The sequence below is a fragment of the Vibrio stylophorae genome (assembly GCF_921293875.1).
Lineage (GTDB): Bacteria > Pseudomonadota > Gammaproteobacteria > Enterobacterales > Vibrionaceae > Vibrio_A > Vibrio_A stylophorae.
Genome location: NZ_CAKLDI010000002.1, coordinates 329,520 through 352,178, shown reverse-complemented (window position 1 = coordinate 352,178; position 22,659 = coordinate 329,520). Strand labels below are relative to the sequence as shown.

The 22,659-nt window shown below is 45.8% G+C and carries 14 protein-coding genes and 1 tRNA gene; 6 read left to right on the top strand and 9 right to left on the bottom strand.

Going from position 1 to position 22,659, the window contains the following annotated elements; genetic code table 11:
* Nucleotides 1–43 precede the first annotated feature (43 nt).
* Nucleotides 44–2,260: a penicillin-binding protein 1C gene (gene pbpC, locus L9P36_RS15245; protein WP_237468439.1), complete on the bottom strand. Its 2,217-nt coding sequence runs from the start codon at nt 2,258–2,260 to the stop codon at nt 44–46.
* A 119-nt stretch (nt 2,261–2,379) separates the two neighbouring features.
* Nucleotides 2,380–7,209: an alpha-2-macroglobulin family protein gene (locus L9P36_RS15240; RefSeq protein ID WP_237468438.1), complete on the bottom strand. Its 4,830-nt coding sequence runs from the start codon at nt 7,207–7,209 to the stop codon at nt 2,380–2,382.
* A gap of 538 nt (nt 7,210–7,747) precedes the next feature.
* Between L9P36_RS15240 and L9P36_RS15235 the strand changes: the two genes are divergently transcribed.
* Nucleotides 7,748–8,188: a hypothetical protein gene (locus L9P36_RS15235; RefSeq protein WP_237468436.1), complete on the top strand. Its 441-nt coding sequence runs from the start codon at nt 7,748–7,750 to the stop codon at nt 8,186–8,188.
* A 90-nt stretch (nt 8,189–8,278) separates the two neighbouring features.
* On the opposite strand, the gene L9P36_RS15230 is transcribed toward L9P36_RS15235, so the two are convergent.
* Nucleotides 8,279–9,634 (bottom strand): MATE family efflux transporter, encoded by a 1,356-nt coding sequence (locus L9P36_RS15230; RefSeq protein WP_237468434.1) that lies wholly within the window; start codon nt 9,632–9,634, stop codon nt 8,279–8,281.
* 133 nt (nt 9,635–9,767) lie between these two features.
* On the opposite strand from L9P36_RS15230, the gene L9P36_RS15225 reads away from it, so the two are divergent.
* A complete protein-coding gene (locus tag L9P36_RS15225; protein WP_237468433.1) occupies nt 9,768–11,045 on the top strand; it encodes a hypothetical protein in 1,278 nt (425 codons plus the stop codon).
* A gap of 40 nt (nt 11,046–11,085) precedes the next feature.
* On the opposite strand, the gene L9P36_RS15220 is transcribed toward L9P36_RS15225, so the two are convergent.
* From L9P36_RS15220 to L9P36_RS15205, 4 genes are all read right to left on the bottom strand, one after another.
* Nucleotides 11,086–11,793 carry an SDR family NAD(P)-dependent oxidoreductase gene (locus L9P36_RS15220; RefSeq protein ID WP_237468432.1) on the bottom strand — a complete coding sequence of 236 codons (708 nt, stop codon included), beginning with the start codon at nt 11,791–11,793 and terminating at the stop codon, nt 11,086–11,088.
* 120 nt (nt 11,794–11,913) lie between these two features.
* Nucleotides 11,914–13,203 carry an outer membrane protein transport protein gene (locus L9P36_RS15215; protein ID WP_237468430.1) on the bottom strand — a complete coding sequence of 430 codons (1,290 nt, stop codon included), beginning with the start codon at nt 13,201–13,203 and terminating at the stop codon, nt 11,914–11,916.
* Between the two features lie 250 nt (nt 13,204–13,453).
* A complete protein-coding gene (locus tag L9P36_RS15210; RefSeq protein WP_237468428.1) occupies nt 13,454–14,080 on the bottom strand; it encodes a hypothetical protein in 627 nt (208 codons plus the stop codon).
* 192 nt (nt 14,081–14,272) lie between these two features.
* Nucleotides 14,273–15,415: an MFS transporter gene (locus tag L9P36_RS15205; RefSeq protein WP_237468426.1), complete on the bottom strand. Its 1,143-nt coding sequence runs from the start codon at nt 15,413–15,415 to the stop codon at nt 14,273–14,275.
* 635 nt (nt 15,416–16,050) lie between these two features.
* Here L9P36_RS15205 and L9P36_RS15200 point away from each other — a divergent pair.
* Nucleotides 16,051–16,127 (top strand) — tRNA-Val (locus L9P36_RS15200).
* Between the two features lie 220 nt (nt 16,128–16,347).
* Here the strand turns inward: L9P36_RS15200 and L9P36_RS15195 are convergent.
* The gene (locus L9P36_RS15195; protein WP_237468425.1) at nt 16,348–18,930 is read right to left on the bottom strand and encodes a PEP/pyruvate-binding domain-containing protein; all 2,583 of its coding nucleotides are present in this window, start codon (nt 18,928–18,930) and stop codon (nt 16,348–16,350) included.
* A 27-nt stretch (nt 18,931–18,957) separates the two neighbouring features.
* On the bottom strand, nt 18,958–19,578 hold the full coding sequence (locus L9P36_RS15190) for a TetR/AcrR family transcriptional regulator (RefSeq protein ID WP_237468423.1): 621 nt from the start codon (nt 19,576–19,578) through the stop codon (nt 18,958–18,960).
* A 340-nt stretch (nt 19,579–19,918) separates the two neighbouring features.
* Here L9P36_RS15190 and L9P36_RS15185 point away from each other — a divergent pair, with 340 nt between their 5' ends.
* The 3 genes from L9P36_RS15185 to L9P36_RS15175 all read left to right on the top strand — a co-directional run bounded on the left by L9P36_RS15185 (nt 19,919) and on the right by L9P36_RS15175 (nt 22,563).
* Nucleotides 19,919–20,443, top strand: coding sequence for a GNAT family N-acetyltransferase (locus tag L9P36_RS15185; RefSeq protein WP_237468421.1), 525 nt, complete (start codon nt 19,919–19,921; stop codon nt 20,441–20,443).
* A 179-nt stretch (nt 20,444–20,622) separates the two neighbouring features.
* A complete protein-coding gene (locus L9P36_RS15180) occupies nt 20,623–21,228 on the top strand; it encodes a hypothetical protein (protein WP_237468419.1) in 606 nt (201 codons plus the stop codon).
* A 537-nt stretch (nt 21,229–21,765) separates the two neighbouring features.
* On the top strand, nt 21,766–22,563 hold the full coding sequence (locus L9P36_RS15175) for a CPBP family intramembrane glutamic endopeptidase (protein ID WP_237468417.1): 798 nt from the start codon (nt 21,766–21,768) through the stop codon (nt 22,561–22,563).
* Nucleotides 22,564–22,659 lie beyond the last annotated feature (96 nt).

Here is a 22,659-nt window from a genome sequence, read left to right as displayed (position 1 = left end):
ATATAGCTGATATATTAGCGCTCGCGTATCCTTTGACGCCGTTTTAGTGTAGATAAATAGTGACGCTGTCACTATTGCCAAATTCATCACTGACGGAAACCACAGCCGAATTGTTGCGAATCTTATCTAAATCCAGTCGTGGTTGAGATAGTAGTTGGCCATCAAGATACCAATTGAGTTTGCGCGGACAAGGATTAAGGCAGCTGGATTTCAGTGGGACTAAAATCCCGGGTTGTCGAAATAGGTGACTGCCAGCTTTTAAACTGGTGATCTTTAAATCGATGCGCTGCTGGCGCTGAATATCATCTGCTGTTGGTTGGTTGGGCTGAAAACGTGCCAGCTGACTAGGCAAGGTTGGCGGCGTCCAGCCATTGAGTGTTTTGGCTTCAAATTTTTGCTCACAGGCGTCAGGCTTGGTCTGCGCAACGGCACGTCCCTGTGGCCAGCATATGAGCTTATCAACCACGGTATCTGGGCGATGAATCGGATGCTGATCCTTTGGCAGGGCATCAAAAATGCGAAACATCAGTGGCGCGGCGTAGGTAATACCATAGGCATTTTGATGCGGCGCGCCATCGGGCCGTCCGACCCAGACGCCTACGGTCCAATCACCACTGACGCCAATGGCCCATGCATCGCGATAGCCATAGCTAGTACCTGTTTTCCAGCCAATAGGGCGGGTGGTATTAATGCCTGTTGGGCGGCGGACATGATTGAGCGCATCCCAAACAATCCAACTGGCACCTTCACTAAAAAGGGGAACCCCGCGATGTGTTTGCGCTAGTGTGTCGGGTTGTACTTTGAGTGGATAAACCACGCCCTTGTTAGCAAAAGCGCTATAGAGCTGAACCAGCGAGTGTAAATTGGTCCCCGTACCGCCGAGCGCGATGGAGAGATTGGTTTCTTTGTGCACCAGCAAAGCCCCCGTGGCGCGGATCAGATGTTCAAATTGCTCTGCGCCAAGGGCTTGAAGTACGACAACCACGGGAATATTTAATGATGCTTGCAGCGCAGTCATCGCGGTGACATTGCCATAAAAATGACTATCAAAGTTGGCCGGTGCGTATTGGTCAAATTTTTGGTGGCTGTCACTAAGGAGACTCGCACTGTGAATCAAGGCCTTATCAATGGCGATGGCATAGATAAAGGGCTTGAGGGTCGAGCCGGGAGAACGCAGGGCTTGGGTCATGTCGATATAACCAAAGCGCTGGGCATTAAATAGATCGGCACTGCCCACCCAGCCACGAATCTCATGGCTTGGATTATGTACGACCAGTACGGCTGCTGAGGCGCGGGGCTCCCAAAGGTTCGCTTGGTTCTTCACCAGCGCTTCGACACGGAGCTGAATGGCACTATCTATGGTGGTGTCAATCAGCGCGCGATCAGGGTAAATCACATGTAAATCACGTGCGAGCAAGGGCGCTAAAAAGGGCGACTCGCCACGATTTAAGCTGAGTTTTTCATGGAGCAGGCTTTGTGCGTTCTCAGCGCTGATCTCCCCTTGGCTTTGCAATCTTTCAATAACTTTATTACGCGCTTCAATGGCGCGCTGGTAAAAACGATCAGGACGATAGCTGGTGGGGCGCTGTGGTAGGACGGCCAGCAGACTTGCTTCGGCATCATTGAGTGCCAATGCAGGTTTATTAAAGTAACGTCGACTCGCGGCTTCAACCCCCTCAATATTACCGCCCATGGGCGCGTAGGTGAGATATAAACTTAAGATCTCATCTTTACTCAGTGCCCGCTCAAGCTGAATGGTGCGAAACATTTGCGTTGCTTTGCCCAAAATGGTGCGCTCGTGGGGGGTTAAAATACGCGCCACCTGCATGCTGATTGTTGAGCCGCCAGAGATCACTTTGCCATGCGTGAGCCACTGTCCGAGTGCACGGCCAACGGAGAGCGGGTTGATGCCAGGATGCTGATAAAAATAGCGATCTTCATAGGCAAAAAGCGCTTTGAGATAAAAGGGCGAAACCTGCTCGGCGGTAATGGCATAGCGAAACACGCCTTTACTGTCTGCAAAATGGCGTAAAGGTACACCATCATGACTGCGAACCAGTGTGGAATAGCGTTCAAGTGGAACAAACTGGCCGTTCACCAAGTTGGGGTGTGGAAACAGAAAATCAGCGATAAAAAAGCAGCAGATCAGCAAGCCAAAAGCACCCCAGCATAGATCGACAAGCATGCCTAGCCACTGAATCGGCCATGGCAATCGCACTTTTGGGTGATGGGATTGCTGTTTATTTCGTCTGATTTTCAAAAGAAAACCTCGTTAATTCATTGTGTTACTAATATTTATCTATGATGCCATAGATGCCAAAGAAAAACCGCCCGAAGGCGGTTTTTTTATTGCTGAGGCAATCGAATGATGGCTTGAAATCAGTTGGATTTCACGCTGTCTTGTCGCACTTCAATGCTTGGCACACGTGATGGCACACTGATGCGAAGATCTGGATCGTACATGGCTTCGACAAAAATAGGGGAGAACTGGAATGTGCCAGGCACTTGCGCCTGAATCATATAGCTCACCTTGGTTTTGTAGCGAAGCGATTCGCCAGAGACCACATAGCGATCATCCATATAAGCTTGATATGCGCCCGTCCAACTATCTTTGGCAATCAATTCATCGCCATGGCGAATGGTGTCTAGACGCACACCTTGTTGCAGCGCAGGGTTTAGGGCAATAAAGCCTGCTGGAATGCGATCGATAATCATAGGATCGCGCAGGGTCTCCTTTAGATCGAGTTGCACCACAACAACCAAGCGTTCGCCAATGGCCACAGATTCACCGTTCCATTTGCGCCCATCGAGATAGTAGATGTCACGCGCCGCTTTAGCGTACTTCACCGTAGACTCGTTGCGGATCTCGACCGGATAGCCAGAGACCATGGCGCTGGCAAAGACAGATTTGTCCTTGGCTTTAACTTGCGTGTTTTGGTCAAAGTCGGTGATATAAAGCCCTTTGCTCTCAACGGTTTTGCCATTGATTTCAAAGCTGATAGGTTGCTGGCGCAGGCGCTCACTAGCGATAGCCGCTTGTACAATCACTCGGTTTTCTTGGGTGCTAAGCCAGTTGCGTTGATTGCGCTCGCGATTGAGCTTGACCATAAGATCGTTGATATATTGGCTCATATCCGTAGCCGTGCCGGACTGTTGCAAATTTGCCAGAATATCGATGGCGCCAGCAAGATCGCGCAAATCTGAACCGTAGTCATAGTAGTAACCTTGCTGATAATTACGCTTACTGTAACCCAGCATGCTGACCAATAGATCGCCACTACTGCTATCACCCGCATAGTAATAGGCTGCCGCCATCTGTGCCTGCGCCAGTTTGTTTGGCATCAAGTTTTGGCCTTTACGAATACGGTTGAGCTCTGCAGCACTACTTTTTAGCAGGTAGGCGGCGTAGATTTGCGTGGTCAGGCGCTCATTTTTGTTCTCAAATCGACCTTCACCTTGGGTATAGCGAAGCAAGCGATTTTTCGCACGTTTGAGCATCTCTTCTGACACCATATTTGGATACTGTGCATCCGCTTGGATCAGAAAATCTGTGATATAAGCTGTGAGCCAAGGTGACTCAGAATCATTCTCCCACAGTGAAAAACCACCATTGCCAAGCTGGAAATCCTTCAGGCGGTTGACTGACTGACGAATTAAATCTTGCTGGTTTTGGGTCGATTTACCCTTGAGATAGTCTGTTTGTTGCTTTGCAAGGTCGGTGAGTAGTACCGATTGCTTCACTTCAGCTGAATTCGCCGTGAGCAGCCACGGGAATGCGCGGCTGGTCGTTTGTTCAGCGCAGCCATATGGATAACGTAGCAGTGAACTCAATGCTTGCTGACCATCAATATAGGGCGCAGCTGAAAGCACCAGTTGCTGTTTGGTGCCTGCAAGAACTGGCGTGTTGAGCTTTGGTGTATAGCTTTGCTGCGGATCAATGGTTTGCGATTGGCGATAGACCGTATTGATGCTCAGTGGGCGCACTGGCAGTGACCAGCTGCGACGAATATCCACTTGCGAGAGCGTGTCATCGACTTTTTCTAAGTTATCCACGCTTAGGGAAAGCGTTGCCGTACTATCGCTAAAGTTGGCACTGAGCGGCACAGTGGAAGACCAGCTACCCTTGGCATCTAAGGTCAACTCAAAGCTTTGTTCACGTTTGTTCTCACCAAAGTGCAAGCTGCCATCGGCATTGAGCATGACTTTGACTGGCAAGGCTTGGTCTAAGGTGTTGTGCAAATTAATGGTGACATGGCTTTGATCGCCTGGAACCACCAATTTTGGAATTTGCAGCTCAGCAACCACTGTGTCTGCAATCGGCAATGAGAGATCAGCCACACCGACTTTCTTATCGCTCCAGACCATGGCAACCACTTCTGCTTCGCCATTAAAATCGGGTAGTTGCATCTCAACAACGGCTTTGCCATTTTTGACTTCAACTGGCGCGGCCATGAGTACAATGGTTTTTCGCTCAGCGCGATCGCGTTCATTGCGCATGCTCGCGAGCATGGCATCACCACCGCTGCGTGGCTGCGCAAATGGATCTGGTGTGGCCTCATATTGGCGGCCATAGTAATCGCGTAGATCAAATCCATATTGGCGCTGATTAAAGAGGAAGCTGTATGGGTTCGGGATTTGATAGCGGCTCATATTTTGAATACCGCGATCCACCATAGAGAGGACCACCCAAGCTTTTTCGTTGCGATCAAGGCCAGCCACGTCAATGGTTAGTGGTAAAGCGCGGTTTGGTTTGGCGCGCGCCGGTGCATTGATGGTGACATCCAGCTTGCGATCTTGACGGTCAAGAATCAGCGGCGTGATGCCAAAGGCGCGGCGCGGCTGCGCGGTGCTTGATTGCCCCAATAGCATTGCCGTGACATAGAGATCGTGGCGCTGCCAATCTTTGACTGAAAGCGGAATGGTATTTTTGCCTGCTTTCACTGGCATCTGCTTTTGCATCAATACGCGATCCGCTTCGATGGTGACCAAAAGTAGGCCATCAAAGGGAACGTTGATTTCCACATTGGTCTTTTGCGCGCCTTGATAACTTGGTTTTTCAAGTTTGAGATCAAGATTCAGTGGTTTGAGCGGGATTTGAGAATCCGAAGCATGCCAACCAGCATAGAAGCGATACTCAGTCACTGCGCCGCTGTCGAGATCTTCGACTCGCAGCAGATAATCACCCCATTGTACTGGCGCGTGATAGAGGGTGTCTGCATTGGCACCAAGCGACATGGTTTTCACATCGAGTGGACGATAGCCTTCTTGGCGGAACACTTCCCAGCCACTTTCATCACTGTAGGTCCAGTAGTAGCCGGAAATATCTTCAAGGAAGGTGACGCGCACTTTACCGGCAACAAACTGACCCTCTGGATTGATATTGGCAAGCGCAAAAGCTGGCATGCTGCCTTCAGACACGCTCTTTTGCTGCGGCTGAATCGCTGGCATGGTCGCGTGCGGCCATAGCTGGTAAGTGATACTGCGGTTGATGCTGGCGCCGCCGGCTTCTAAAAGGCTGGTATCAAGGCTGGCATTAATCACGCTGGTATGCGCTTTTTTCCCCGCATAGCGAATGCTGAGGCTACCTTGTCCTTCTTTGTCTAAGGTGATGTCATCAAGACGTTGGTAGCGCTCTTCCAATGAACTTTGATGGCCCACATACCAGTTCAATCCACCTTGGCTGTTTTCGCCAAGCTGTGGATGTTTTTGAAATGGCATGAGGTTTTCATTAAAGCCCACAGATGATTTGACTGTGTTGCCGTTGGCTGGCGCGCCAAACAGATAACGACCTGACAATGCCACTTTCTGCGTTTGCATTTGCTCCAGTTGCATCGCAGTTGGCGTCAATGTCATATCCATACGCTCAGGTTCAAATTCTTGAATCTGGAAGTTGTAGGTTGTTAGAGGCGCATGATTAATATCGGCATAAAGCGATGCGGTCCACTGGCCCAATTTGGCATCGCGGTTAAATTGAATGTTGTGATAGTACAGACCATTACTGTCTGGCGTGAGGGTGGTGGTCAGATACTTATCACCCGTCGGGCCTTTTACTTCAAGCGTTAAGCGCTGATCTTTGGCGCGCTTACCATCAGCATCGCGTAGTAGGGCGTGCAGTGGCAGGTTATCGCCAGGCATCAGCAAATTGCGGTTTGAAAACGCAAAAGCTTCTAAGTCGCGGTAGATACGGCCGTGCACTTTTTGATCGCTGAGATCAAGCGGCACTTCGCGCATGGCAAGTAGTGTCTGGTTACCGGATTTATCCGTCACCATCACGATTTCGTCATATTTTAAGTCGTTGTTGAACTCAAAGAAGCCGTCATCATTGATTGGGCTATCAAAGCGTTTCCCTTTGCGATCCCAAACCGACAGTGTGCCGCCTTTGATCATCGCCTTGGTTTGATGCGAATAAACCCAGCCGTGTTGCTCAGATGTCGCCATACCAGAGCGCAGATGAATGGCTAAATCGCTGCGCAGTACATGGGCGATGGCTTGGCTTTGACCACCACCAAACTGGCCGGCCACGGTGATCACCGCAAGATACCAGCCATTTTTTAGCTGCTCTGGGATCGCCAAGCGATGACGGGCATATTGATTGACTTCACCGCCCACGGCATAACGCTGGGTATATACACTTTTGAAATAGCGTTTGTTTGAGCGCAGATCCCACATATCGGCATTGCTGCCAGCATACATACGACTAAGTAGTGCGGCAGGCTGCTGAACTTCAAGATATTCCACCACCACAGCATCGGCATTCATGGTTTCAATGCCAATGGCATTATCGCCACTGATGGGCGCCCAAGGCCCCATACCGAGCGTGCGCACACTTGGCTCTTCTTTACCCACGGCAACGGTTTGTTTTTGCTCATTGTCTTTATCGTCTTTGAGATAATACAGCTCATATTTTTGGTCGAGCGATACATTGGTAAAGACGAAGTTCAGATTGGTGTCATCGACCGCTTCCCAGCGCCCGCTGATCGGCTTGTCGTTTTGATAGACACTAAATTGATCGTTGACGCTTCTTGTGCTTTCCGGTTCGGATAAATACACATTTAAAACCGTTTGGTTTTGATAAAGCGTGGTTCCCATATAGCTTGGTTCACCGGCCAAAACTTGGCTCGATGTGGCAAAACATAGGAGAAGGAGCATCCATTGCCAGCACGATTTGGCAAGGTTCGTCATCAATGAGTGTGGGCTGTGGTTTGTCACCAGCATGTCCTTTGAATGGTTTAAGGCGAATCGGTTCAACTTCCTGCTGTCGCATCTCGTTGGTTTTCTTACGAAATGCAATCGGTATCACTTTAAAATACGCCTAACTGCTTGATACGTAAAGTGTAAGTGTTTGAATTTGATTGTTTTGTTTGCTTTTTTTGAACTCATGCAAATGATAGCGAAAGGCGTAACCGATTGCGCAACAAATCGGGAACTGACTCTGAGAAGCCTGCAAGCTATGTGCGCCATTGCATAGCATTCGCAAAACCCATCGAGAACTCGCGCAGGTTTGATGGGTTTTTCAGCCAATTCACGTATAAACAAGCCTATCTATAAGATTTATCGATGGTTGTTCAACCAGCCGTGGGCAAATAACTGGGTCTAAGATTTTGCAAAAAGGCACCAAAACCCTTACTTGCCGCTGACGTTGGAAAAAATGACTGGGATACATTGAGCACACCGAATCAGGCAAGTTGCAATGATGCGTCTTGCTACGCGATTGAATGAATCGCAGCTGTATTACAAGGAGATGAAGATGATTGAAGCAACCGTTGTGCTTTGCATCGTTGTCGGCGTTATCGCTTTGGGCTACTTGTTGTTTGATTTAAGTAGCGTCTTTTGGCCAAAAATTAAGGCAAATGTATTGTATTGCGATGTCGCGGCAGTGCGAGGCAATGAACAGGAAGTGATCTATAGCCTTTCCACTAAATTTTCCTATCACTACCAAGATAAAGAGTATGTGTCGACGCGAACTTGTCTCTTTGGCGGTATTCGTGATGGGTCGCTGCTACAGCTCAATATGCTGAAAAAACGCATTAGCGGCGATAGCGTGGCGCGTGTCTGCCCGCTATTTCCAAGCTTTGGTATTGTGTTGCCAGCACCAACACGCCAACGCATGCGCTACTTTTCCATTGCGGTATTGGCGATTGGCATTGGTATTGCGCTGGTGGTGCACCACGAATTGATTGGTCTATAAATTTGTGGAAATGAAGTAAAAACACATAGAACACAGATGAAAATAGCGGCGTATGCCGCTATTTTTTTATCCACTGTCATATCTACGTATTTACACAGCTGGACATTTTTCATAGCAGCGTTTGGTTTTTGCCAACGCTTGCTGCCCTTGCCACCAACCACACAGGCCTGCACATAGGTTGCCGAGTAATACCCCGATAAAGATATAGGCAAGACTCTCTTGTGATTTTGCCAGCAGGACGCCGACACCAACAAAGGGTAGATAGCACAAAAACAGACGCATGGCTGAAATCAGGAGTGCGCGCATGGGCTGGCCCAAGGCATTCGCACTAGAAACCATGATCATACACACACCCAGTGGGCCTAGGCTGATGGGCACCCATAAAAGATGGATATTTAGCACTGATTGTACGGCTTGCTCTGGTGCCATGACGGGACTGAGCCAAGGACGAGCAAACAGCAGTATCAGTGCGATGGCACTTTGCCAAAGCACAATAAAGCGGCACGATAGGCGAAAAAGCTGCTCAATTTGCACAAATTGGCGTTGCCCCATGAGGTTGCCAATCATGGGGGGCATCGCCATTGTGAGCGCGAGTACGGTCACGATGGAGAAAATTTCGATGCGCGATCCAAGTGCCCATGCAGCCACTGTCGCCGCGCCAAAACTTGCCACCATTTTAGTTGCAAATAGTGCAGAGACAGGGGGGAGTAGCTGGCTAAGCATCGCTGGTGCCATCATCACTTGAATGTTTTTTAGCTGATTGCGCCATTCAAATTGTCGCCAGTGTGAATTGAGCCAGCCTTGGCCAATGATCTTGGGCGCCATAATCAAGGTGGCTAACACAAAGGCCAGTAAACTGGCGATGGCGGCACCTTGAATGCCCAGTCCGAGGGTGAAAATAAAGATGGGATCAAGCACCATGTTGAGCAAGCTGGTCACTACCATCATTGCGCCGGGGAGCTTCGTATTGCCATTGGCGCGGCAGATACTATTAAAAAAATAAAAGATTGCGCCGACCCAGCTGCTTAGTAGCCACCAAGGCCAATAAACATCCACGACTGGAAATACCGCAGATTGTGCACCAAGCGCTGATAAAATTGGTGCGCGCAAAAACCAAAGAAGTGTAGCGAATGCGGCAATTAAAAGGGTGCCAAAGCATAAGATGATGGTCGCCAATTCGGTGGCCAGATTTTGGTTTTTGCTGCCAAGTGCTCTTGAGATAAGCGCTGTGGTCGCAATGCCAAGGCCAACCTGAATACCGATAATCAGCATTTGCAAAGGCATGGTGAAGCCTTGTGTTGCCAACGGAATCACCCCCAGTCGGCTGATAAAAATGCTATCGACTAATTGAAAACTCATCAGGGCGAGCACGCCAAAAAGCATGGGCCATGTCATCTCATAGAGCTGACGCGCAAGCGAAACTGTTGGCGATGTAGATGTTGCCATAGTGATCTATTTTGCAAAATTGTGTGATGAGTCTAGCGAATTTTACGCGGTTATGCGATGGGATGAGAAAAGGTGAGGGCAAAGTGGCCAACCAATGTTATTTTTTATTTCTTTAAAATCAATGGATTAAATTGTGCGCAAGTTATTGAAAGCATGCCTTGGACTGCTGTTATTGGCCGTTTTGTTGATCGTGGCACTTGGGTTTTATATGCATGGGGATGAGCCTTTGTCGGTGAATAGCAAAGCCATGCTTGAGCGCGTCGAACAATCTATACCCGATGAAAGTCGCGCATATTTTTATTTATTAGGGTTTAATGCGCCATCTGCTCAAGGCGCAGAGCAGGGCCCCATTCACTATGGACGTCAGCGCTTTGAGCAAGTGAAGAAAACGGCCACGGGTACCGACTTCCCCATTGATGAGCGATTTTATACCTATACGCCGCTCCCCTGTATCAAAGCGCATTTTGTGGGTTGTTTTGAGCCACAGGTCCTGCAAGTTGCAAAAGATAATCTCGTAAACAATGCGCAGCTCTTTGAGCGGTATCAGCAATTGATTGCGCTTGATGATTTTGCGCACCTAACGGCACCTACGGGTGATGAGCCACTGCCAGACTATGTCCATTTGATGGCGGGCAGTGAAATGGTGCTGCAGTCGATTCTGTTGAGGGCTGAGGCAGGCGATCTGACAAAAGCGCAGCAAGATTTAGACTTATTCATTAAACATCAGCGTCATTGGTTAGCGCAAAGCGATAATCTGCTGATTAAATTTGTATCACTTCGAACCCTAACTTATAGCTTTGAGTTGCGACATGCGCTCAATATGCGATACGCACTGAATTTGACACCTTTAGCGCCCTTGTCAAAGGCTGAGCGCGATCTTTACCTACCAATGGCGCGTGAATACGCCATGATGGATACGCTCTATCAGCAATTTGCTGATGCAAAATATGCGCATCTCTATTTTTCTGATCTTTATTTGGCGATGCCTAAAGTCATTCAGCGTTTATTTTATAAGCCCAATATGACCTCAAACTATCAGCAATATCCATTTCAACTGGCAGCTGAACGCTCGCAGCAGACATTAGCGCAATATTTAGCCGCGTCAAATGAGCCTCAAGCACGTGCGGCAATGAGTGAGATTCAAAATATGATTGGGGTGAATTTGGTTGATGTCGCAACGCCGCATTACCTTGCTTATGTGGAAAAAATTCGCGTCGCCGAGATTCAAATATTGCTGATGAATGCGGTTTCCGATACGCCCGTAACGCAATGGCAAGCGCGTGTGAAAACGCTATTTCCATCCAATCAAGTGCGACTTAATCAGCAGTCACTTTGTGTTGAATTGCCCAAATTGAAGGTGCCGTCAGTCTGTATTGCTACGCCAAGTGTCTATCTGAAGTCAGCAGCTTAGTCACAAAACGCTCGCGCACAGTACTTCCTTGAGTATCTCTTTACCAAGGGATAACACAGCCTTGATAATCGACAAACTGGCCGCTATCTGCGGCCTTTTTTTGATATATGACCTGCACAATCGCCTCGGCTGTTTGTTGCGGTGAATGTAGTTGATGGGCTGGTACATTGCGTTCAAAAGGGCGTGTCAGTCTTGATTTTGTTGTGCCTGGATGGATAGCCAATACGCAGCAGCAGGGGAGTATTCGTTGCCACTCAATCGCAATGGTTTTGATAGCCATATTGAGCGCCGCTTTACTCATGCGATAACTGATCCAGCCGCCAATTTTGTTATCCGCAAGACTACCAATTCTTGCAGAGAGTGAGACAAAGAAAGAGGGGGATGGATGGCTTAAACTGGAAGCAAAGTGCTTGGCCAGCAGAAGCGTGGGGAGCGTGTTGGCAGCGATATTTTGCTCAAAAAACTCAGGCTGAAATTGGCTCAGTGATTTTTCGGGGCTTTGCTGCTCATCATGTAAAAATCCAGCGCAATTAATGATGCCATCAAGCAGTGCAAATTGGCTGGCAAGCTGCTGAACATCAGCTTCATGGCTTAAATCTGTGGGGTGCCACTGCAAGCGTGGGTGCGATAATTTAGGACGGCTTCGATGATAGGTGGCAGAGATAAAGTAATCGTCATAATTTGCCAAATAATATGCGATTAACGCTTGCCCAATCGCGCTGGTGCCTGCGGTGATCAGTAGTTGCATGGCAGCTCTCCCTTTTCTTTATTGAGTGTATGAAAGAAAAGCGTGTACTGCTGAATGTCAGCAATAAAAAAGCAGCCCATGAGGCTGCTTTTTTGTTTGACTGATTGTATTGCAAAGCGATTAGAAGCTGCGACTATATTGCAAGCCCATCAAGATTGCATTGGCTTGTGTAGTTGCCGTTACTCCGCTGATATTAACTGGAACAACACTACCGCCAGGGCCTACAGGGGCATTCACAGATGTAGATTCTGAAACCGAAACTTTTTGGCCCATTAAGTACGTAAACCCAAAGTCGATATTTGATTTAGGATCTAGGTGATAGGTGAAACCTGCTGAGAACCATTGACGATCTGAGTCTGGCACAGAGATCGAGGTCAACTGATCTTGGGCGCTGGTGTCGTACATATAACCGGCACGCAGGGTCCAATCTGAGTTGAGGTAGTAAGTACCACCAATGGCGTAGTGCCAGCCATCTTGCCATTCATATGGTTTTTGATAAGGGCCAGTGAGAACGCTGTCTTGAAGGTTTTCAAAATCGATTTGATCAAACTTACTCCAGCCGATGTATTGAATGGAGTAGTGCACTGCGAACTTGGTATTTTCTAGTTTATGGAAACCAGAGAACTCAGCAATATCAGGCAATGGTAGGGTGATTTTCTGACCTTTGTCATCTTTTGCTTCAAACTCAGGGCTGTAGCGATAAGCCAAACCAAAGCGGTTGTTTTCATCGAGTTCAAAAACGGTACCGACATTAAAACCGACAGCAAAACCATCTGCGCTATCCACGTCTAATAATGGCTTACCGCCAATAAGAGGTAAATTGCTGTTTGCAACGCGCTTCATGGTGCCTTGACCATAGATAAGGTCTAAGCCTGCACCAAAGCTCCATTGCTCATTAAGACGATAGGAGCCTGCGATACCAAAGTTAAAGCTTTTGACATCGGTGAGGCCGCCATATTCAGTTGCAGTATAATCATCAGCAAATTCGGTTTTGGTGCCGAAGTTAGAATAGGCATTTACACCAACTGCGAATTTTTCATTGATTGGCATAATAAAATGAATATTTGGCGCAACTGAGGTGCCACCTACATCATCGTTATCAGCAATTGAAGCAGATTTTGGGGTGAAAGTTTTATCTACATAATTATATCGAGCATCGCTCACTTCAATCATAGAGGTGATGGTTTCAAAGCCAATGGAGAAGGCCTTTTCATCAAAAAGTGCCATGGCGGCAGGGTTGCGCGCCATTACAGATGCGTTATCGGCAATTACGGCATCACCAGCAAATGCACGGCCAATGCCGGTCGCTGATTGTGCATTGATTTGGAAGCCAGCGGCGAATGCCTGCGGGGCTGAAGCGAGCATCGCAACTGCGATGGCGCTACGGGTAAAAATCTGCTTCTTGTTCATTGTGTATGGTTCTTATGTTGAATCGGAGTCAATCGCTCCATTTATTTATGGGGCGAATTTTAGAGACTTGTCATATTCGGGCAAATCTGACCAGTAGCGAAAATGACGAAAAAACCCTCTAAATGCAGAAAAAACTGCTACGAAAACGGTAACTTTCGATTTCGCTCTCGAAATTGAGAAGATGTGATAAAAATTGGGCAACGTATTTAAAACAAAAAAATTGCGAGCTATTTGCTCGCAATTTTCAATATTAGAGGCTTGCTGCCGGGCGTGAATAGACACGTTTGGGCGGCGTGTAATGTTGTCTTCGAAGGCTGCGGTGCCAGCCAAAAAGTGGCCAAAAAACGCAGCGAAAGACACTGAAATAGGCGATGCCGCTGGTTAGTAACCAATTCGCGATGCTTTGGCTATCTGTGGCTTGAAAATTAGCCCAAGTTGTCACGAAGAATAGTCCATAACAAATCAGTAATAGCTGGCCTAAGTGATGCTTTAAAAAGAAGCTGAGGAGCAATGTGGCGGCAGCGATCACAATGAGCATCACTTGTAACATAAGATCCCAATGTTGCATTGGCGCGTTAGCGATAAGCGCAAATGGACTGGCTTCTGCGTTGCCAATAAAACCTAATGACATGGCGGTTAGGCCAATGATCGCTAATAAGTCGAGAATGAGTAACAAAGGGAGAATACGACCGTAATAGTGCGAGATCACCACATTGCTTTTTTGCGGTAGCACGAACAGGATCAGGGCAACTGGGCCAAGTAGTGCGCCAATGAGTGCCCATAATTTATGGTTATAGCCTTTATCTGCTGCGATCTGTAGACCTAAAAGACCAAACATCAGGGAAAATGGTGCGAAGTAAAAAGGAAACATATCCATGTTTAAAGTGCCATCTTTGTCCGTTTATGTGTCGATTTTACCGACTTTCATTACAGATGACCTAATTTTCGCTTCGAAATTTGAACTATTAGCCAATCTAAAAAATCGTGATTGACCCCGAGAGACGGCTCAAATTAGAGGCAATAAAAAACGCCGCTAATGCGGCGTTTTCCAGCATAAAATGCGTTTGAATTATTGTGGCATCGCCAAAGTGCGATTTTTCCCCATCACCAATGATGCAAATGTGGCAACCATGCAAGCCAGCAAGTAATAAGGCATCATGGAAAGCATTGCGCCAGCCATGAGTGGACCCGCAACTGAGCCAACGCCATAGCCGAGTAGGCAGATTTGCGTTGCAGAAACGACTTGTTCAGGTCGAATATCATCACAGGCGAGGCTGATGGCAATGGGGTAAATAGCAAAGCTTGCCATACCTAGCATCATGTAGCTAATGACGGTCATTTGACTTGAACCACTCATGATCACGCCTTCTACAGCGATGACCCCTAGCAGTGCGCAACATGCAATTTGCCAAATCTTCTTACCACGACCCGCAAACAAACTAATAATCGGTTGAACTAGCATTCCGCCAACGACGACAGCGGTCATCACCACGCCCACCTGCGCTTCATTCATGCGTTGCTGGGTTAAAAATAGCGGCAGCAATCCGTAGATTGGGCCGAGTAGCATGCCAGAAATAAAGCAGCCAAAAAGAGCGGCCTTATTGAGCGCTCGAATATCTTTCCAACGCATGGCTTGATGCTCTGTTACTGGTGGCTTGGCACCGCGCACCAGCATAGGTGGCAAAAGTGACACAAGTAACATGGTGATAATTAGAATAAAAGGCGCTTGACCACTGGCACCGAGCGCACTAATTAGCAATTGGCCCAAGGCGGTGCCGCCATAGAGAACCAGCATATAGAGGCTCAAACGACGGGTGCGCTGTTTTGCGCTGTCACAAATGAGGAGCCAAGACTCGATCACCACAAAAACACCCGCCACAGCAATGCCAGCGACAAGACGTAGAAAAACCCAAATATTTGGATGACTCCACAGCATCATGCCACCAACGGTTAGTGCTGTGAGCGCTAGAAACCCAACCATAGATTGGCGATGGCCAATTTTTGCGATAATTGCTTCGACGATCACAGCACCAAGTAACAGACCCAGATAATAACTACTCGCCATCCAGCCAGCAGTTTGAGCAGGGAACTGATTTTGATCGAGCACTAGCGGAATCAAGCTCATCAAATAGCCAGAAGCAATTGCAAAAATGCCTAGGCCAGTGATTGGAACCCAAATTGTCGCTTTGCCCGCTGCCTTTGTGATAGACACAGCAAATCTCCAAGGTTGAAGTTAGATAAAATTGTGAGAGTGTGATCAGGAACGATCAGATAGGGCGAGGTTATGGAGTTTTCAAATAGGAAAACAGTGATAAATATCTATCATTTCGACAAAACTTATTAATTGCATATTCCTGCGTAAGTCTCTTAGTTTGAATATTCCGTAACTGTCATTATCAATTTTTAAATCAATGGCATAGAGTTAAAAACACAATTCTACTTACTGGATTTATGCACTGTGGTGCGTGATTATTCACCCACTAAATTTTTGCACAATAGAAGAAATATTTTTATGGATATGGATGAATTCTATTCATGCATTTTATTCACACATTGTCACGTCCACTGACTAGCCTAGAGTGCATCTAAGATGCGTTGCATATGCCGCTTGGACACTGCCATCAAGGGTATAAAGACAAAAAAGAGAGAGTGAAGCGCTCGAATAATCACCAAGTAGCGAATTAAGCGGCAAGAATGTGTTGGAAAAAGATACAGCTCGAACAAAAAGAGAACAAACGAGCGATCTTCAATAAAAATGCGGTTGACAGCTAAAGGGCGTATCACTAATATTCGTCCTCGTTGACAGGGTCAACCCGTTCATATCGTCTGATTGAATGTGAAGGATTTGGGTCTATAGCTCAGTTGGTTAGAGTACTACCTTGACATGGTAGGGGTCGGCAGTTCGAGTCTGCCTAGACCCACCAAATTCAACAAAAAAGCCAAGCTTCATGCTTGGCTTTTTTGTATCAAAATTCAAAGGATTACCTCTTTTGACTCACCCCCTTTGATTTCTAGTGCTGCTCTTAAATGGCAAGAAATCTGCGTAAACGATACTGCCTTATGTCTTGATACGAGATTTGTGATCAAATGGTTGCGACAAATCTCGCTGAATATTTATCTGAATCTCGAAGTTTGATTGAACCGTTAATGTGAAGGTTCAATAGATGAGGTGCTAATAATTCGAAGGGTTCCTCTTGAACCATCAATCTCAATCATGTCGCCATCTTTAATGATTTGCGTGGCATTCTGCACACTGCTGATACAAGGTAAGCCGTATTCCCGAGCGATAATTGCGCCATGTTGAAGCGGGCCGCCAACTTCCATGACGACTCCCGATGCATTAATGAATACAGGCACCCAACTTGGCTCGCTGGCCTTGCAGACTAGTATTTCACCTTTATTGACGACTTTTTCATAAGGGTTTAATAGCACTTTTGCACGACCTTGAATGATCCCTGGAGAGATACTTTCACCACTAATTTCACCATCTTTGGCTTCTGCAACTCCATGATAAATCTTACCTCGACTATCAAGGATTCGAGGCCAGTCTTTCACTTGCGAAACTAAGTTTCGCGCAGCAATGTTTTTTTCAACCAGAGGCATGAGTGAGGACGCCTCACTATTTTCAGCTTGAGAAATCTGCGCAAGAGATAGGTTGAACACATGTTCTGCTTTGGTAATTCGACCTTCATTGACCCATTGGGTTCCTAGTAGTAGCGCTTTTTGTCTTAATAAACTCACGGCGACGACATACATATACTTGGGATGGTCACGGTAGCCAATCATGTCTCGATAGATTTTGGCCAGTTTAATAAATTTGTCTTCTTTACCAATGTTGCGCGCTATTTGACGTAATTTGAGATAGGCGGCTTCACTACGTTTCTGTACTTTTGACTCCGTGTCGTTAGACACATCAATATTCTTTAGCATGTTGAAAATATGCTCAATGTTTTCTGACATTCGAGGTGTCGCAATGTCTATTTCTTTCGCGCCGCGGCAGCCAAAGCGCTGAATATAATCGGCATAGAGCGCCATAAATTGAGCTGAATACTTGTTAGCATTTAGGTTTGTCGCAAACGCCTCAGCAGACCGAGTATTCATAAACTCGGGTTGCGCAGCGAGCTGCCACATCAGTCGACCCATTTCGGCAACAGGATTATTGGGTAAGTTCATTGCAAGAGAAACAATCAGATCTTTTGCTTCATCATGCTTTTTAAACATGCGCTCAATTTTCCATTTCGCCACTGATGCAGCAATCAGTACGCCACCGACTTCTTTTATCAGTTCAGAAAAACCAGCTAGAGACTCGTCGACCAATTGGGTAAAAGGTTTATCAGTCACTTCGAGTTGATGATGTAATAGCTGCCAAACCTTGTCACTTGCATCTTCATAACGTTTTAGGGCAGAACGCCCATTGAAAAGGCCTCGTATTGCACTTCCTGCATACATCGGTGCCATGTGTTTGGTGATATTCCAAAGAAACCCCTTGAGCGCTGCTGGCGTTTTCCCTTGCGTGAACTCACTTTGATCAAGTTGAGCAAATATATGCTTGGTTGGCTCATCGTGAGAACTGAAGGTTTTTAGCATGGCGGGACTAACGCGCATTAAATGAGACATACTCATATAGTGACGTCCATGAATCGCCCACAAAATACCGTCTTTGCCCATGGGCAAACCGTTACCGATGTGCACCATTTTGGCCCAAATATCGATACCTAAATCTGACATGGAATCTGTAAAACCTTGGGTAACGGTTATAAAGTCCATGTAGAGTTCTTTATTGTCACCAGGATTTGTGATCATTTCCGGAAAGAGCGGAAGGTATGTCGTAATCGGTCTTGCTTGCAATAAATACAAGGTGCCAGCTTCGAATGCCCATTCCGTATCCATATGTTTTTCGTGGAATTTTTCTATTTGGCGCACTAGGTGTGAGAGCTCAATGATCTGTGTATCATTTAGAGCCTGCGCTGTTGGATGCTCATTGTTAGTTTGTTCCACGAAACCTGAAGTGGTCAGCTGAACGGCAATGTTTTTGGCGTTAATTTTCTTTTCAGTGATCTGATTGGTTAGCTTGTCCACGATATAGGTATCGGGCGTGACTAAGCCCGATACGATCGCTTCGCCTAAGCCGAAAGAGGCGTTGATCACCACTTCATCATAAGCGTTGTTTAAAGGATTCAACGAAAAGGCGACGCCACTAACATCAGAATGGATCTGACGCTGAATCACTACCGCTATGGCTGTGTTATCCAGTGCAATATGGTTTTGAGTCTTGTAACCCATAACGCGATAATCAAAACAGGACGCAAAGGTTTTTATCACGAAAGCTTCGAGGTCTTTGCGCTGCACCCCAAGATAGGTTTCATACATTCCAGCAAATGAGGTGCCATCAAGATCCTCTTCTGGCGACGAAGATCGTGTTGAGAAAAGATCGCCAGGCAGTGTCGATAGATGTTTCTCTAGCGCGGCTTTTTGTTCAGCACTAAATCTTAATTGGCTAATGCGCTGAGCGATGGCCTCGCATTTTTCTTTGCTTCCTTCTCGCAAAAACGCCTGCCATTCTGCGGAAGACTTAATGTCATCGAGCCAGGGTTTGAAAAAATCGACTGAAAGTACAATGCCTTCTGGTACTGGAAAACCTGCGTGAGTCGAATCCATAAGCCCTTTGGCTTTGCCGCCAATTTGGTTGAGAGGCGGGATGAGTGCCGTGTTGAAATCGTAGATCATTTGTCTAAACCTTATTGTCGAGAACATTTAGTTCTGTGCTGCACCAAGCAAGCGGTGACAAATACAAAACAATGCTTGTTTAGAGCGCTCAAGCGCTTTGGCTACGTTTAGTGTTTGTTTGTTTGCGATGATCCGTTCCATTTCATCGCCAAAATCACTAATGGTCATGACTAGCGTTCGGGCTGTTTCCTCGGGGAATTGCACGTCAAATACCGATTCGGTAACGCCTTGCGTAATAACAATTTCTATCTCTGGCCCGATTTTAGAGACCCAGATATTTCTCAATTTAAAAAATAGAAGAGCGTTGTGAGGGTGCTGAATTGCGTGTTTAAAAGATTGGGATTCACTGCCAGTGTCCATCTTTGAATCGATGGATAAGCCAATGATTTGTTCCATCTTCTCGGCGGCACTGAGTATTGGATCGCGAGCAATAATGCTCACTTTGTCTACCGCGCGTTCCATCAAAGCATCTACCATGGCATCTAGTACTTCTTCTTTCGATTTGAAGTGATGGTAGAGCGCGCCTTTTGATACGCCAGCAGCGCTGCAAATATCTTGCATAGATGTCTGTTCGTAGCCTTTTTCTAAAAACAGCGTCTGCGCAAGGCTCAATAGTTCTGCGCGTCGACTTGGTTTTTTGTTAGCCATTTTTTACCCAATACTCTAAACTCAAAGCATACCGACGGTCGGTATGCTTTGATGTTATGCTTGTGTCTTGGTGGTGTCAACGCTATGCAATCGAGATGTGCAGCTACATTCTTCAATTCGATTCAAACGATTTTCCAGCAAGTTAGTCGGGCGCTGTATATACAAACAAGAGAAATTTACTTTCCATAGGATCACAATGCTGTGATTGGTGAACATGAAGCAGAATTTGCACTTGCTGTGACAAATCATGCTGATTTGAAGTGTAAGTGATTGTTCTGATGGCTGTATAAACAGGATTCGTAGCTTAATGCATAGCTATAAAACTAGGAGCGTTCTGCGTTTGAAAATTGATACAGATAGATTAGGTATGGCTCAAATCACTGCTGAAGATTGGCCGCTATTTCACACGCTATATCGTGATCCTGCAGTCATTCGCTTATGCTTTGATGAACCGCCTTTAGAGGAAATTAAGGCAAGTTTTGAGTCTCGACTTCCCGTTTGGACAAAGACTTCTAAGCATTGGTTATGCTTAATCATCACTCTGAATGAAACAGGTGAGAAGATCGGTGTAACTGGCTTTCGTATACATAATGGCTCAGCTGAAGTTGGGTTTCTATTCCAACCCAAATTTCATGGATTAGGCTATGGAACCGAATCTTTAAAGGCTTTACTGCAATGGGCATATCGAGAGCATGGTTTGCAATCGTTTAATGCGGTTGTAACAGAGGGTAATATTGCGTCAGAGAAAGTGCTAACCAAATGTGGCTTTACATTGAAAGAGGTTATCCCAAATTCTTATAAAATTGGTGGTAAATTGTACGCAGACCACATTTATCAATATGAAAATAATGGTTTTATAGCATAGCATTTAAGCGTGATTCTTAACGGTTGAATTGTTCATTCAATTCTCGTGTCTTGTGTTTACGATGATTTGTTTGAGTTTGGTGGTGGATTACTCACTACTTAATGTGGCGTTAGCTGCTCACATTATGAGATGATTTCGCTAAAAATCATTAAGAGGTACTTGATTTGATCGCGCGAGCAATGATTCTGACTGCCAATATCTGTTCTGAACTTGAACTTAAGGTACATGTTCCTTTTGTCTGGCGCTTTTTTACCAATAAAAAAAGATTGATTAAGTACTACAAGAGTGCGTTAAAAACATTGCTTGCCAGTCGTAAGGATGAGCTTAAATTTTATGCTCGTCAAAAATCATTTTCCCATATGACATTATCGGTTGCTTTTTGGCACTATGATTTACATTGGAATCTATGGAGTAAAGAAGACATGGATTTTGAGTGTCATCCAAATTGTTCTCCTAATCCCTTTATCATTCTCTCCGATTTTGAAAAAGGTAATTCAAATATTTCAAGATTACGAGATATCTTTGAAGGTTGGGAAGTGCTGGGGCCTCTTGATGAAAGTGGGAACGATGACGATACAGAGTTTTTTATCAACCTTGCTCATGAAGCACTAGCTGCTGCAATTCAGAGCCGAACGATAAAACCGCTCTTTATGGAAATCTTTACCGATAATACAAATATTGATGATGCGCTTTTCAACGAAAGAGTCCACGTTAGAGATGAAGACGGGCATGTTGATATTAATTTTTTAGATCTTATTCAACAGCGCAACTCACAAACTGTTTAAGCGGAATTCGCAGCGCATGGTATTTTCACGATGCGTTGGTTTTAGTCATTCTGGCGGTACGCGGAGCTCGGTATGAGTTGCCAACCCCTTAACTTAGCGTTAGAAAATCTTCTCTGAATTTGGTTTAGATTCGTGGGCGGTTCGCAGCCAATTCAATCAGCGGTGATTACGCGTTTCACTTTTAATCAGGTGCTCGGGCTGCAAACATAAATCTCGTGCAACCATCGCCTTTCAATTTTTCCCACTCCCGGCACGTTGGTTTTTTCGTGTCGCTAACATGTACAACTTCTCTCTCATTTAGGTAAGCGCAATTGGCTCATTCAGATAAATTTAAGTGACGATTAAATTTTGTTATTGATGTCGTAGTTTATTTGGGTTGGGACTGTTACCTTGGCATCTTTAAGCGCTGCGGTTTCTAACAAGTAGTTTAAGTAGAATGCCAAGTTGTGCGCAGTTTCGCTTCGCTCAAGGGTAGCGCACTACTGTTTGTCACCCCTTAACTTAGCGTTCGGTTATTATGAGATTTGGAATCTAAATATGAATAAGAATCAACCAGATATTTTAATCGCAGTAGCGATGCTAATTATGTTGCTCGCTTTACAAATATTAATTGGAGCTGGCTTTTATGATGCAGGGGTTGTTTTTAAATATGGGGATCCACGATCTTCAATTATTTTAGTGATATCAACTGGTATTGTCATTACAGCCGCGATGTCCTTTACGGGTTTGAATTATTCAGAATTATTCCATGCCTCTGATAAGTCTATAAAAAGTACAGTTTTGATGCTGTTTACTCCTGTTTTTTTAGTGGTTTTGGGTTCTGTGTGGTGGTTTGTTGACTTAATGGGTTTTCTTATTTCTTTCATGCCTGAAGATAAAGAAACCATAGATATGTTAGAGAGAATGATGAGTGGTGGTGTTGTTAGTGTAATTTCAATATGCCTCATAGCACCTTTTTTAGAAGAAATGTTGTTTAGAGGGATTATCTTAAGGGGCTTTTTAAGCCACTACCCCCCTAGTAAAGCTATTATTTTATCAGCTTTTCTTTTTGGTTTGTATCATTTGAATATATATCAAATGTTTGTTACATTTTGGATGGGGTGTTTTTTAGGTTGGCTCTATTACTATAGTCGTTCACTATGGCCTGTTATCTTCGCTCATGCTGTATATAATGGTGGGGTTTATATTCGAGCGATTAACCATGATTGGAAGTTAAATTCGGTCGTTATGAATATAATGATGTTGCTTGTATCAATTGGAGGTTTATTCATTCTCGTTCGTATATTTAATGTGACACTAAGCTTACGAAATAGATTCAATGACAGCATAAAATGACCCAACAAGTAGTTCTAGTGGGACATCCTACGTGCGCTTGGTTTCGCTTCGAACACGGGGTTGCGTACTTCGGCTACCCCTTAACTAAACGTTAGA

What these genes read in the sequence shown, in the direction of transcription:
- L9P36_RS15235 (WP_237468436.1), top strand. Translation starts at nt 7,748, where the DNA reads ATGATTGAAGCAACCGTTGTGCTTTGCATCGTTGTCGGCGTTATCGCT.
- L9P36_RS15230 (WP_237468434.1), bottom strand. Translation starts at nt 9,634, where the DNA reads ATGGCAACATCTACATCGCCAACAGTTTCGCTTGCGCGTCAGCTCTAT.
- L9P36_RS15220 (WP_237468432.1), bottom strand. Translation starts at nt 11,793, where the DNA reads ATGCAACTACTGATCACCGCAGGCACCAGCGCGATTGGGCAAGCGTTA.
- L9P36_RS15215 (WP_237468430.1), bottom strand. Translation starts at nt 13,203, where the DNA reads ATGAACAAGAAGCAGATTTTTACCCGTAGCGCCATCGCAGTTGCGATG.
- L9P36_RS15210 (WP_237468428.1), bottom strand. Translation starts at nt 14,080, where the DNA reads ATGGATATGTTTCCTTTTTACTTCGCACCATTTTCCCTGATGTTTGGT.
- L9P36_RS15195 (WP_237468425.1), bottom strand. Translation starts at nt 18,930, where the DNA reads ATGATCTACGATTTCAACACGGCACTCATCCCGCCTCTCAACCAAATT.
- L9P36_RS15190 (WP_237468423.1), bottom strand. Translation starts at nt 19,578, where the DNA reads ATGGCTAACAAAAAACCAAGTCGACGCGCAGAACTATTGAGCCTTGCG.
- L9P36_RS15180 (WP_237468419.1), top strand. Translation starts at nt 20,623, where the DNA reads ATGATTCTGACTGCCAATATCTGTTCTGAACTTGAACTTAAGGTACAT.
- L9P36_RS15175 (WP_237468417.1), top strand. Translation starts at nt 21,766, where the DNA reads ATGAATAAGAATCAACCAGATATTTTAATCGCAGTAGCGATGCTAATT.